Source organism: Pseudomonas sp. S3E17 (assembly GCF_024168685.1).
In the GTDB taxonomy this organism is placed as follows: domain Bacteria; phylum Pseudomonadota; class Gammaproteobacteria; order Pseudomonadales; family Pseudomonadaceae; genus Aquipseudomonas; species Aquipseudomonas marginalis.
On the sequence record NZ_JALJWE010000001.1, the window covers coordinates 4,698,234 to 4,711,021 of the forward strand.

Here is a 12,788-nt window from a genome sequence, read left to right on the forward strand (position 1 = left end):
TCTGACCCCTGGCTCAGTAAAAGCGCCGATGAAGATCAGGGAATATCATCTGCGCGAACCATACGGGTAGGCCGGGAAAAATCGAGCGTGACTTGGCAGACGGCGCTTCAACTACGCCCAAATCAATTAACTTTTTAAGCTGATCACTTGCTACGCGATCATGCAGCCCAGAAAAGATTTTGAAGTCCGCTCGGGCAATCTCACCTTGAGTTAGCAGGATATGGATGGCCTTGGCCATTTCCGGCTTCACTCCAGCCCCAATGAATCGCTCCTCAAGCCCAATCACTCTCTCAAGCCGCTGACGCAGACTTACCAGGCCCATCGCTTGTTCTACATACTCCATCTGATCAATGCAGACTTGCAGCATGAACTCTACAAATTCGAACAACCCACCTTGAGTCAGCTGACCACGACCGTCGAGATCACCGCGACGCGGCTGATCCGCTGCACGCAAGCGTCCATGGTACTCATCCTGTTTTCGTGCCAGCCCCCGAGAAAGTGACCACAGTGGGGACGCTAGCCCAAGGCGCATCAACTGCAAGTGCGTAATCATGCGCACGACTCGGCCATTGCCATCTTCAAATGGGTGAATAAACGCAAGACGATGGTGATAAGCAAGAGCGCTGAGAATTCGCGACGTCAGATCAGGTTGCCCCCCATATACCTGTTGAAGGCGGGTGAGCATGGGGGCGACGGATTCCCAGGCAGGCGCTGCATGATCACCCACCAAGACATTGCGTTGTGCACTATCACGCAATTGACCCGGCACCATTAGGCGCCCATCACTCAGCCGCAAGTCGTCGTCGCTGGCACCTGTAAAAAGGCGGCGATGAATGACAGAAATGAATTCAGGGGCAAAGAACACGCTCCAAGGCGCGTCAATTGATTTCGGCCGACGTACTGCTCGCTCCAGTAACGCCTGAACGCCGATGTGACTTTCGGCCAGCTCACGCAGTTCTTTGGAGTCGCGCCTGGGTACTCGTGTAGATAACGTAGCAGGCTCGGTGAATTGGCCTTCAATCAGGTTGCTGTAGTAACTATTGGTGATCCGCATCAGGCCGCCGATGCGAATAGCGGTGTTTTCGGGGAGCAAACCCGTGAGTTTTCCGGCACGAAACGATAGCGTCTCTGCCGTACGTAAAATCGACGCAGGGAAACCTGGCGATGGCCAGACAGGTTCCAACCAGTGATTCCCGAAGATGAACTTCTGCGTCATGTTCCTCACCATTTTTCCGATTTTTTTTCGAATCTGTTTTCCTTTAAGGTCCAATAGTAACGGGATAAATCCAAGATTTTATACAACTATCTGCTAAACATTTTTCTGATTTTTTTTCTGATTTTTTTTGGCCTATACAACCAGCTCCACGTAGTTCGACTCCCCGCCTCCCGTCGCCCCCGACAACCAACCCCACACGAAACTCAGCGTGGTACGCCCGGCGGCATCGACACCGATGATGCCCCGCGACCAGCCGGCCAGCAGCTCACCTTCCAGTGTCAGGCATTGATACAGCAGCTCGATAGAGTCTGGGCCTGTGACGCGGCCGACCTGCGTACCCAGGCGAATTCGGCCGCCTTGGTAGGTACCGGAAATGGCATCGCCCTCGACAAGGTAATGAAACACCGTGCCCGCGCCGGAGAGCCCGTGGGTGTTGGTGGCGACGGTGAATCGGCGGTTGTGCAAACGCTCGTGGATTTGCGAGGGGGTATTCATCGAAGGCGCGTCCTTTCGGGTACCTGGAGACCCGGGCGGGCCTCCAGGGTGGAGCGGGTTACTCCACCGTCACCGACTTCGCCAGGTTGCGCGGCTGGTCGACGTCGGTGCCTTTGAGCACGGCGACGTAGTACGACAGCAGTTGCAGCGGGATGGTGTAGAGGATCGGCGACAGGGTGTCGTGGATGTGCGGCATGTTGATGACGTGGGTGCCTTCACCGTTGGTCATGCCGGCTTTTTCGTCGGCGAACACGATCAGTTGGCCGCCACGAGCGCGGACTTCCTGCAGGTTGGACTTGAGCTTCTCCAGCAGTTCGTTGTTCGGCGCGACGGTGACCACCGGCATGTCGTCGTCCACCAGGGCCAACGGGCCGTGCTTGAGCTCACCGGCCGGGTAGGCTTCGGCGTGGATGTACGAAATTTCCTTGAGCTTCAGCGAGCCTTCCATCGCCACCGGGTACTGCGCGCCACGGCCGAGGAACAGGGTGTGGTTCTTGTCGGCGAACAGCTCGGCGACTTTTTCCACGGTACTGTCCATGGCCAAGGCTTCGCCCAGGCGAGTCGGCAGGCGGCGCAGTTCTTCCACCAGGGTGGCTTCGACGCCGGCTGCCAAGGTGCCGCGAACCTGGCCCAGGGACAGGGTCAGCAGCAACAGGCCGACCAACTGGGTAGTGAAGGCTTTGGTGGACGCCACGCCGATTTCGCGACCGGCCTGGGTCAGCAGGGTCAGGTCGGACTCACGCACCAGGGAGCTGATGCTGACGTTGCAGATCGCCAGGCTGGCGAGGAAGCCCAGCTCCTTGGCGTTGCGCAGCGCGGCCAGGGTGTCGGCGGTTTCGCCGGACTGGGAAATGGTCACGAACAGCGTGTCGGGCTGCACCACCACCTTGCGGTAGCGGAACTCACTGGCGACTTCGACCTGGCACGGGATGCCGGCCAGTTCTTCCAGCCAGTAACGAGCAACCATACCGGCGTGGTAGCTGGTGCCACAGGCCACGATCTGCACATTGCGCACTTTGGCGAACAGCTCGGCGGCCTGGGGGCCGAAGGCGTTGACCAGCACTTGCTTGTCGCCAAGGCGGCCTTCCAGGGTGCGCTGCACCACAGCCGGTTGTTCGTGGATTTCCTTGAGCATGAAGTGGCGGAACTCGCCTTTGTCGGCGGCCTCGGCACCGTCGCGGTATTGCACGGCTTCGCGTTCGACGGAATTACCGTTCACGTCCCAGATCGCCACGCTTTCACGGCGAATGTCGGCAATATCGCCCTCCTCCAGGTACATGAAGCGGTCGGTCACCTGGCGCAGGGCCAGTTGGTCGGAGGCGAGGAAGTTCTCGCCCAGGCCCAGGCCGATCACCAGCGGGCTGCCACTGCGGGCGGCAACCACGCGGTCCGGTTGGCTGGCGCTGACCACGGCCAGACCATAGGCGCCGTGCAGTTCCTTGACCGTGGCCTTGAGGGCGGCGGTCAGGTCACTGTGGTCCTTGAGCTTGTGGTTGAGCAGGTGGGCGATGACTTCGGTGTCGGTGTCCGAGGTGAACACGTAGCCCATGCTCTTGAGCTGTTCGCGCAGCACTTCGTGGTTTTCGATGATGCCGTTGTGCACCACGGCCAAGTCACCGGAGAAGTGCGGGTGGGCGTTGCGCTCGCACGGTGCGCCGTGGGTGGCCCAGCGGGTGTGGGCAATCCCCAGGCGACCTACCAGCGGCTCGCCGGCCAACGCCTGCTCCAACTCGCTGACCTTGCCTGGGCGGCGCATGCGCTCAAGCTTGCCGGCGTTGGTGAAGACGGCCACACCCGCGCTGTCGTAGCCGCGGTATTCCAGGCGCTTGAGGCCTTCGAGCAGGATGGCAGTAACGTTACGTTCGGCGACTGCGCCAACAATTCCACACATGGTGCTTCTCCTAGATGATTGCCGCGCATATCAGCGTAATGCCGCGGGCTTGGATCTGGTCGCGGGCCTCAAGCGGCAGGCGATCATCGGTAATAAGGGTATGGACGCTGCTCCAGGGCAGTTCCAGGTTGGGAATCTTGCGGCCGATCTTGTCGGATTCGACCATCACCACCACCTCGCGGGCGACCTCGGCCATCACACGGCTCAGGCCCAGCAATTCGTTAAAAGTGGTGGTACCACGCTGTAGATCGATGCCGTCGGCGCCGATGAACAGTTGATCAAAGTCGTAGGAACGCAACACCTGCTCGGCGACCTGGCCCTGGAACGAGTCCGAATGCGGGTCCCAGGTGCCGCCGGTCATCAACAGCACCGGTTCGTGTTCCAGTTCGCTCAAGGCACTGGCCACATGCAGGGAGTTGGTCATGACCACCAGGCCGGGCTGGTGGCCCAGTTCCGGGATCATGGCGGCGGTGGTGCTGCCGCTGTCGATGATGATGCGGGCGTGTTCACGCAAACGCATCACCGCAGCACGGGCGATCGCACGTTTGTAGGCCGAGACCGGTTGGGCGGGGTCGCCCACCAGTTCCTGAGGCATGGTGATCGCGCCACCGTAGCGACGCAGCAACAGGCCGTTACTTTCGAGCGCGGCCAAGTCCTTGCGGATAGTGACTTCCGAGGTTTCGAAACGCTTGGCCAATTCGTCCACGCTGACTTCGCCCTGTTCGTTGAGCAAGGTCAGGATGTTGTGGCGTCGTTGGGGTGTATTTCGTTTCGACATGGTGATGATAAGTTTCGTTTCGAAAGATAACGAAGGCAATCAAAACCTATTGGGAAGATATCGTCAAGCGTCGGAAACAGATTTTTCCAACGACGCAGTTCAAATGTGGAAGGGGCTTGCCCCCGATTGCAGTAGATCAGTCGACTAAAACATTGACTGAAAATCCGCCATCGGGGACAAGCCCCCTCCCACATTTGGATAGCATTGCTGATTAGGCTGTGGATAACTCAGCTTTTCTTGATTTTGACCGGGCGTTTCCAGCCGTCGATATTGCGTTGGCGGGCACGGGCTACGGCCAGTTGGGACTTATCCACATCCTGATTGATGGTTGAGCCTGCGGCAGTGTTCGAACCATCACCGATCGTCACAGGTGCAATCAGCGAGTTATTCGAGCCGATGAAGACGTCCTCACCAATAGTGGTCTGGTACTTGTTGGCACCGTCGTAGTTGCAGGTGATTGCGCCAGCGCCGATGTTGCTGCGCGCACCGATCACCGCATCCCCCAGGTAAGCCAGGTGGCCGGCCTTTGCATCGTCGCCCATGCGTGCATTTTTCAGTTCGACAAAATTGCCGACGTGCGCCCTGGCGCCCATCACAGTGCCCGGACGCAACCGCGCAAACGGACCGGCATCGCTGCCCTCGCCCATTACGGCGCCGTCGATATGGCTGTTGGCCTTGATCACCACGCCCTTGCGCAGGGTGCTGTCCTTGATCACGCAGTTCGGGCCAATGACCACGTCGTCTTCGATGATCACGCGGCCTTCGAGGATCACGTTGATGTCGATCAGCACATCGCGGCCCACGGTGACCTCACCGCGTACGTCAAAACGCGCAGGGTCGCGCAGGGTCACGCCCTGGGCCATCAGGCGGCGGCCTTCACGCAGTTGGTAGTGACGCTCGAGCTCTGCAAGCTGCTTGCGATCATTGGCGCCCTGCACTTCCATCGGGTCGTGGGGCTGTTCGGTGGCGACCAGCAGGCCATCACTCACGGCCATCTCGATCACGTCGGTGAGGTAGTACTCGCCCTGAGCGTTGTTGTTGGACAGGCGGCTCATCCAGTCGGCGAGCTTATTGGCAGGGACGGCGAGAATACCGGTGTTGCCTTCGGTGATAGCTCGCTGGACTTCACTGGCGTCCTTGTGCTCGACGATCGCCGCGACCTTGCCGTCGGCACCGCGCACGATGCGCCCGTAACCGGTGGGGTCATCCAGCTCAACGGTGAGCAGGCCCATCTGCCCCGGCACCACACGCTTGAGTAGACGCAGCAGGGTTTCCACTTCGATCAGCGGCACGTCGCCGTAGAGGATCAGCACGGTGTCGGCGGTAATGAACGGCACAGCTTGCGCGGTGGCGTGGCCAGTGCCCAGTTGTTTGTCCTGCAATACGAAATTCAGGTCATCCGCCGCCAGGCGCTCGCGCACCACATCAGCACCGTGGCCGATCACCACGTGGATACGTTGCGGGTCCAGTTGACGAGCGCTGTGGATAACATGTCCAAGCATGGAATTGCCCGCGACCGGGTGCAGCACCTTCGGCAGGGCCGAACGCATGCGGGTGCCCTGGCCTGCGGCGAGAATGACGATTTCAAGAGACATGAATGGCTACCAATCCTGGGCGGTCCGGCTTCAGACCAAAGATGTGTTTTGCTAAAAAAGAAAAAGGGTAGCCGAGGCTACCCTTTTTAATCAATCGCGCATAAGCATCACGGCGTCGCCGCTTACTTCTTGCGGATCTGCTGGAGCGTGCGCAGCTGGGCTGCAGCCTCGGCCAGACGTACAGCAGCAGCGCCGTAGTCGAAGTCCGCACCCTTTTCGTTCAGGGCCTTCTCGGCAGCCTTGACGGCTTCCTGAGCGGAGGCTTCATCCAGGTCGCCAGCACGTTGCACGGTGTCGGCAAGTACCTTGACCATGTTCGGCTGAACCTCCAGGAAACCACCGGAGATGTAGAACACCTCCTTTTCCCCGCCTTGCTTGGTCAGAGTGATCGGACCTGGCTTCAAGCTGGTGATCAATGGCGCGTGGCCCATGGCAATACCCAGGTCACCGAGTTCGCCGTGTGCAATCACCATTTCTACCAGACCGGAGAAGATTTCCCCTTCCGCGCTGACGATATCGCAATGGACTGTCATAGCCATCTGATTGCCTCAACCTGATGAGCGCCCGTTTCCGGGCGCCTGGATTACAGTTTCTTGGCTTTCTCGATCGCTTCTTCGATGCCGCCGACCATGTAGAACGCTTGTTCTGGCAGGTGGTCGTAGTCACCGTTGAGGATGCCTTTGAAGCCAGCAATGGTGTCTTTCAGGGAAACGTATTTACCCGAAGCACCGGTGAAGACTTCAGCCACGAAGAACGGCTGCGACAAGAAGCGCTGGATCTTACGAGCACGGTTTACCAACTGCTTGTCGGCTTCCGACAGCTCGTCCATACCCAGGATCGCAATGATGTCCTTCAGTTCTTTGTAACGCTGCAGCACGTACTGGACGCCGCGAGCGGTGTCGTAGTGCTCCTGGCCGATCACGTTCGGGTCCAGCTGGCGCGAAGTCGAGTCGAGTGGATCGACCGCTGGGTAGATACCCAGGGAAGCGATGTCACGGGACAGAACGACGGTGGCGTCCAAGTGGGCGAAGGTGGTCGCAGGCGATGGGTCGGTCAAGTCATCCGCAGGTACGTATACCGCTTGGATCGAAGTGATCGAACCTTCCTTGGTCGAAGTGATACGTTCCTGCAGAACGCCCATCTCTTCAGCCAGGGTCGGCTGGTAACCTACTGCGGAAGGCATACGGCCCAGCAGTGCGGATACTTCAGTACCGGCCAGGGTGTAACGGTAGATGTTGTCGACGAACAGCAGAACGTCGTTACCTTCGTCACGGAACTTCTCGGCCATGGTCAGGCCAGTCAGTGCTACGCGCAGACGGTTTCCCGGCGGCTCGTTCATCTGACCGTAGACCAGTGCCACTTTGTCCAGAACGTTGGAGTCCTTCATCTCGTGGTAGAAGTCGTTACCCTCACGAGTACGCTCACCCACACCGGCGAACACGGAATAACCGCTGTGCTCGATGGCGATGTTACGGATCAGTTCCATCATGTTTACGGTCTTGCCTACACCGGCACCACCGAACAGACCGACTTTACCGCCCTTGGCGAACGGGCAAACCAGGTCGATAACCTTGATGCCGGTTTCCAGCAGGTCGTTGCCGCCAGCTTGTTCCGCGAACGAAGGTGCTGGACGGTGAATGCCCCAGCGCTCTTCGGTGTCGATCGGGCCAGCTTCGTCAATCGGGTTGCCCAGTACGTCCATGATCCGGCCCAGGGTCGCTTTACCGACCGGTACGGAGATGGCAGCGCCGGAGTCGATAACGTCCAGACCGCGCTTCAAGCCTTCGGTGGAACCCATCGCAATGGTACGAACTACGCCGTCGCCCAGCTGCTGCTGAACTTCCAGAGTAGTTTCCGCGCCTTGTACTTTCAGCGCGTTGTAGATGCTCGGTACGCTGTCGCGTGGAAATTCCACGTCGATAACGGCGCCGATGATTTGAACGATACGTCCGCTACTCATAGCTGGATCCTCTGAATATTTGAACCGTTAAACCGCGGCAGCGCCGCCGACGATTTCCGAGATCTCTTGGGTGATCGCAGCCTGACGCGCCTTGTTGTAGATCAGCTGCAAATCGCTGATCAGATCACCGGCGTTATCGGTAGCGTTTTTCATCGCGATCATCCGCGCCGCTTGTTCAGCTGCGTTGTTCTCGACCACCGCCTGGTACACCTGCGACTCCACGTAGCGCACCATCAAGCCGTCAAGCAGCTCTTTGGCGTCTGGTTCGTAGAGGTAGTCCCAGTGGTGCTTGAGTTCCTGATCCGGAGTCGCCACCAGTGGAATCAATTGCTCCACGGTTGGCTGCTGGGTCATGGTGTTGATGAATTTGTTGGATACCACGGAGAGGCGGTCAATCCGGCCTTCCAGGTACGCATCCAGCATCACCTTCACACTGCCGATCAAATCATTGATCGACGGCTCTTCACCCAGGTGGCTGATAGCCGCAACGACGTTACCGCCGAAGTTGCGGAAAAAGGCCGCACCCTTGCTACCAACAACACACAGATCGATCTCGACGCCGTTTTCGCGGTTTACCGCCATGTCCTTGACCAGGGCCTTGAACAGGTTGGTATTCAAGCCACCGCACAAACCACGGTCACTGCTCACTACCACATAACCCACACGCTTGACGGCGCGTTCGATCATGAAGGGGTGGCGGTATTCCGGGTTGGCGTTGGCCAGATGCCCAATTACCTGGCGGATACGCTCCGCATAAGGACGGCTAGCAGCCATGCGCATTTGTGCCTTGCGCATTTTGCTGACCGCCACTTTTTCCATGGCGCTGGTAATTTTTTGCGTGCTTTTGATGCTCGCAATCTTACTGCGAATCTCTTTTGCGCCTGCCATGTAACACCTATCAGGTTAGCAAGCGGGAGCCTTGCGGCTCCCGCTGCGGCTTACCAGGTTTGGGTGGCCTTGAACTTCTCGATACCGGCTTTCATGCCAGCGTCGATATCGTCATTGAAGTCACCCTTCACGTTGATCTTCGCCATCAATTCGGCGTGATCGCGGTTGAAGTAAGCAATCAGCGCTTGTTCAAAGCTGCCGACCTTGGCGATTTCAACGTCGGTCAGGAACCCACGCTCAGCGGCATACAGCGACAACGCCATGTCAGCGATCGACATTGGGGCGTATTGCTTCTGCTTCATCAGCTCGGTAACGCGCTGACCATGCTCAAGTTGCTTACGGGTCGCTTCGTCCAGGTCAGAAGCGAACTGGGCGAATGCCGCCAGTTCACGGTACTGAGCCAGAGCGGTACGGATACCACCGGAGAGCTTCTTGATGATCTTGGTCTGAGCGGCACCACCCACACGGGATACCGAAACACCGGCGTTCACTGCAGGGCGGATGCCCGAGTTGAACATGGCCGATTCCAGGAAGATCTGACCGTCGGTGATGGAAATCACGTTGGTCGGAACGAACGCGGAAACGTCGCCAGCCTGGGTTTCGATGATCGGCAGTGCGGTCAGGGAACCGGTTTTGCCGGTCACTGCGCCGTTGGTGAACTTCTCTACGTACTCTTCCGAAACGCGGGATGCACGCTCCAGCAGACGGGAGTGGAGATAGAACACGTCGCCTGGGTAGGCTTCACGGCCTGGTGGACGGCGCAGCAGCAGGGAAATCTGGCGATAAGCCACTGCTTGCTTGGACAGATCGTCATAAACGATCAGCGCGTCTTCACCGCGGTCGCGGAAGAATTCACCCATGGTGCAACCGGAGTACGGTGCCAGGAATTGCAGCGCAGGAGATTCCGAAGCACTGGCAGCCACGATGATCGTGTTGGCCAGGGCGCCGTTTTCTTCCAGCTTGCGAACCACGTTGGCGATGGTCGATTGCTTCTGACCGATCGCTACGTAGACGCAGAAAATGCCGCTGTTCTTCTGGTTGATGATCGCGTCGATCGCCAGAGCGGTTTTACCGATCTGACGGTCACCGATGATCAGCTCACGCTGGCCACGGCCGACCGGGATCATGGCATCGACAGCCTTGTAGCCAGTCTGTACAGGCTGGTCTACCGACTTACGCCAGATCACGCCTGGAGCAACTTTCTCGACCGCGTCGGTCTCGGTGTTGCCCAGTGGACCTTTACCGTCAACAGGGTTACCCAGTGCGTCGACAACGCGACCCAGCAATTCCTTACCAACCGGAACCTCCAGGATACGGCCAGTGCACTTGGCGCTCATGCCTTCAGCCAGACTGGTGTACGCGCCCAATACAACGGCACCTACGGAGTCTTGCTCCAGGTTGAGGGCCATACCGTAGACGCCGCCCGGAAACTCGATCATCTCGCCGTACATAACGTCGGCCAGACCGTGAATCCGCACGATGCCGTCAGATACGCTGACGACAGTGCCTTCGTTACGGGCTTGGGAGGTCACATCGAGCTTGTCGATGCGGCCCTTGATAATTTCACTTATTTCGGAAGGATTGAGTTGCTGCATTGCTCTGCTGCCCCTTCAAACTCAAGATTTCAATGCTTCGGCAAGATTCGCGAGTTTGCCGCGAATCGAGCCATCGATAACCAGGTCGCCGGCGCGAATGACAACACCCCCAATAAGGGATGGGTCTTCCGCAACTTGCAGGCGCACTTCCCGGTCGAGTCGTGCACTGAGAACCTTGGCGAGTTTGTCTTGCTGTTCTTGGTTCAATGCAAAAGCACTGGTCACTTCAACGTCTACCGATTTCTCTTGCTCGGCCTTGTACAGGTCGAACAGAGCGGCAATCTCCGGCAAAAGCAGGAGACGGTCGTTTTCGGCGATGACATTGATGAAGTTCTGCACTTTCACATCAAACTTGTCGCCGCACACTTCAATAAAAGTGGCGGCCTTGTCTGCGCTCGTCAGTCGCGGGGCCTTGAGCACGCGCTGCATGGTGCCGTCTTGCGACACTGCTGCAGCCAGGCCGAGCATGGCTGACCAAGAGGCCAGCTGCTGGTGGGCCTGGGCGTGCTCGAAGGCTGCCTTAGCGTAAGGTCGGGCCAACGTGGTCAATTCTGCCATGATCGCCCTCGCTTAAATTTCAGCAGCCAGTTTGTTAACCAGCTCCGCGTGCGCGTTTTGATCAATTGTGGCACCCAGGATCTTCTCAGCACCGCCGACGGCCAGAGCACCCAGTTGGGCACGCAGCGCATCTTTGACACCGTTCAGTTCCTGCTCGATCTCGGCTTGAGCCTGAACCTTCACACGGTCAGCGTCGATACGGGCTTTTTCAACAGCCTCTTCAACAATCTGGTTACCGCGTTTCTTGGCTTGCTCAATGATTTCGGCTGCTTGAGCTTTCGCTTCGCGCAGTTGCTGACCCGCTTTATCTTGGGCCAACTCCAGGTCGCGAGCTGCTCGTGCGGCAGCGTCCAGTCCATCCGCGATCTTCTTTTGACGTTCGTGCAAAGCCGCGATGACCGGAGGCCATACGAACTTCATGCAGAAAACGACAAAAATCAAGAACGCTAAGGACTGACCAATAATGGTTGCATTAATGTTCACGCCAATACCTCGCTCATTCGTTGCACAACACACCAATCACTCGAAAAACGAGTGATTAACCGGCGAGTTGACCAACGAAGGGGTTCGCGAAGGTGAAGAACAGAGCGATACCAACGCCGATCATGGTCACGGCGTCGAGCAGGCCGGCAACGATGAACATTTTAACTTGCAGCATTGGAACCATTTCTGGCTGACGCGCTGCGCCTTCCAGGAACTTGCCGCCCAGCAGGCCGAAACCAATGGCAGTACCCAGGGCGCCCAGGCCGATCAACAGTGCAACAGCGATAGCGGTTAGACCAACTACAGTTTCCATCTTTCCTCCCGACTTTTACGTCGTATGGTTTAGGTTTTTTAGATTTTAAAGCGGTAAAACAAATCGTTTCATAGCCCTGGTGGGCCACCTTCCCGTTTCACCGGGAAGGACATCAGACTAGTCGAGACTGGCCTTAATGGTTCTCTTCGTGCGCCATCGACAGGTAGACGATGGTCAGCATCATGAAGATGAAGGCCTGCAGGGTGATGATCAGGATGTGGAACACAGCCCACGCCCACTGCAGAACAATGCCCAGGCCGCTAAGCCAGAGCAGGCCGCTGCCGAACATCACAGCGATCAGAATGAACACCAGCTCGCCGGCATACATGTTGCCGAACAGTCGCAGGGCCAGGGAGATCGGCTTGGCGATCAGGGTGACGAATTCCAGCAGGAAGTTCACCGGGATCAGCAGGGCTTGAACAAAAATGTTCTTGCTGCCGAACGGGTGCAGGGTCAGTTCGCCGATGAAGCCGCCGATGCCCTTGATCTTGATGCTGTAGAAAATGATCAACGCAAATACCGACAGGGCCATGCCCAGGGTAGCGTTCGGGTCAGTGGTCGATACGGCACGGAATGGAATGTGCGGGTCGCCGGAAATCGCCATGGCCAACTGAGGAATCCAGTCAACCGGGATCAGGTCGACGGCGTTCATCAGGAACACCCAGACGAAGATGGTCAGTGCCAGCGGTGCAATCACCGGGCTACGGCCATGGAAGCTGTCTTTCACGCTGCCATCGACGAATTCGACCAGTACTTCAACGAAGTTCTGCAAAGCACCTGGTTGACCGGAAGTCGCCTTCTTTGCCGCCATGCGGAAAATCAGGACGAAGATCAGACCCAAAGCGACCGACCAGCCCAGAGTATCCAGGTGGAAAGCCCAGAAGCCCATTTCTTTGGCTTCTGCTGCGGAGTGGGCAAAGCCCCAGCCGCCGTTGGGAAGCTGACCGAAGGTCAGGTTCTGCAAGTGGTGCTGGATATAGCCCGAAGCGGTTGTTTCTGCCATGGTTGCCTCAAAC

At 58.0% G+C, this 12,788-nt stretch carries 13 protein-coding genes; all 13 read right to left on the bottom strand.

All coding sequences use genetic code 11. The features are described from left to right. Positions 1 to 13: 13 nt before the first annotated feature. Entirely contained in the window at positions 14 to 1,216 is a 1,203-nt protein-coding gene (locus J3D60_RS21225) for a Fic family protein (protein ID WP_253492688.1), read from the bottom strand. Positions 1,217 to 1,348: 132 nt separating this feature from the next. Further along, on the bottom strand, positions 1,349 to 1,711 hold the full coding sequence (locus J3D60_RS21230; RefSeq protein ID WP_065937918.1) for a hypothetical protein: 363 nt from the start codon (positions 1,709 to 1,711) through the stop codon (positions 1,349 to 1,351). A 58-nt stretch (positions 1,712 to 1,769) separates the two neighbouring features. Then, positions 1,770 to 3,602: a glutamine--fructose-6-phosphate transaminase (isomerizing) gene (gene glmS, locus J3D60_RS21235; protein WP_027608179.1), complete on the bottom strand. Its 1,833-nt coding sequence runs from the start codon at positions 3,600 to 3,602 to the stop codon at positions 1,770 to 1,772. 10 nt (positions 3,603 to 3,612) lie between these two features. Then, entirely contained in the window at positions 3,613 to 4,380 is a 768-nt protein-coding gene (locus J3D60_RS21240; RefSeq protein ID WP_027608178.1) for a DeoR/GlpR family DNA-binding transcription regulator, read from the bottom strand. A 227-nt stretch (positions 4,381 to 4,607) separates the two neighbouring features. Further along, entirely contained in the window at positions 4,608 to 5,975 is a 1,368-nt protein-coding gene (gene glmU / locus J3D60_RS21245) for a bifunctional UDP-N-acetylglucosamine diphosphorylase/glucosamine-1-phosphate N-acetyltransferase GlmU (RefSeq protein WP_253492689.1), read from the bottom strand. A 122-nt stretch (positions 5,976 to 6,097) separates the two neighbouring features. Next, positions 6,098 to 6,514 (bottom strand): F0F1 ATP synthase subunit epsilon, encoded by a 417-nt coding sequence (locus J3D60_RS21250; protein WP_065937916.1) that lies wholly within the window; start codon positions 6,512 to 6,514, stop codon positions 6,098 to 6,100. A gap of 44 nt (positions 6,515 to 6,558) precedes the next feature. Beyond that, complete coding sequence (gene atpD / locus J3D60_RS21255) at positions 6,559 to 7,935, bottom strand: F0F1 ATP synthase subunit beta (protein ID WP_003177062.1); 1,377 nt, start codon at positions 7,933 to 7,935, stop codon at positions 6,559 to 6,561. Between the two features lie 27 nt (positions 7,936 to 7,962). Further along, complete coding sequence (gene atpG / locus J3D60_RS21260; RefSeq protein ID WP_003195829.1) at positions 7,963 to 8,823, bottom strand: F0F1 ATP synthase subunit gamma; 861 nt, start codon at positions 8,821 to 8,823, stop codon at positions 7,963 to 7,965. 50 nt (positions 8,824 to 8,873) lie between these two features. Then, positions 8,874 to 10,418 (bottom strand): F0F1 ATP synthase subunit alpha, encoded by a 1,545-nt coding sequence (gene atpA / locus J3D60_RS21265; protein ID WP_003177064.1) that lies wholly within the window; start codon positions 10,416 to 10,418, stop codon positions 8,874 to 8,876. 21 nt (positions 10,419 to 10,439) lie between these two features. Then, the gene (locus J3D60_RS21270) at positions 10,440 to 10,976 is read right to left on the bottom strand and encodes a F0F1 ATP synthase subunit delta (protein ID WP_027608176.1); all 537 of its coding nucleotides are present in this window, start codon (positions 10,974 to 10,976) and stop codon (positions 10,440 to 10,442) included. Between the two features lie 12 nt (positions 10,977 to 10,988). Then, positions 10,989 to 11,459 carry a F0F1 ATP synthase subunit B gene (locus J3D60_RS21275; protein ID WP_008439543.1) on the bottom strand — a complete coding sequence of 157 codons (471 nt, stop codon included), beginning with the start codon at positions 11,457 to 11,459 and terminating at the stop codon, positions 10,989 to 10,991. 55 nt (positions 11,460 to 11,514) lie between these two features. Beyond that, positions 11,515 to 11,772, bottom strand: coding sequence for a F0F1 ATP synthase subunit C (gene atpE, locus J3D60_RS21280; protein ID WP_002555987.1), 258 nt, complete (start codon positions 11,770 to 11,772; stop codon positions 11,515 to 11,517). Positions 11,773 to 11,905: 133 nt separating this feature from the next. Beyond that, entirely contained in the window at positions 11,906 to 12,775 is an 870-nt protein-coding gene (gene atpB, locus J3D60_RS21285; protein WP_017736231.1) for a F0F1 ATP synthase subunit A, read from the bottom strand. Positions 12,776 to 12,788 lie beyond the last annotated feature (13 nt).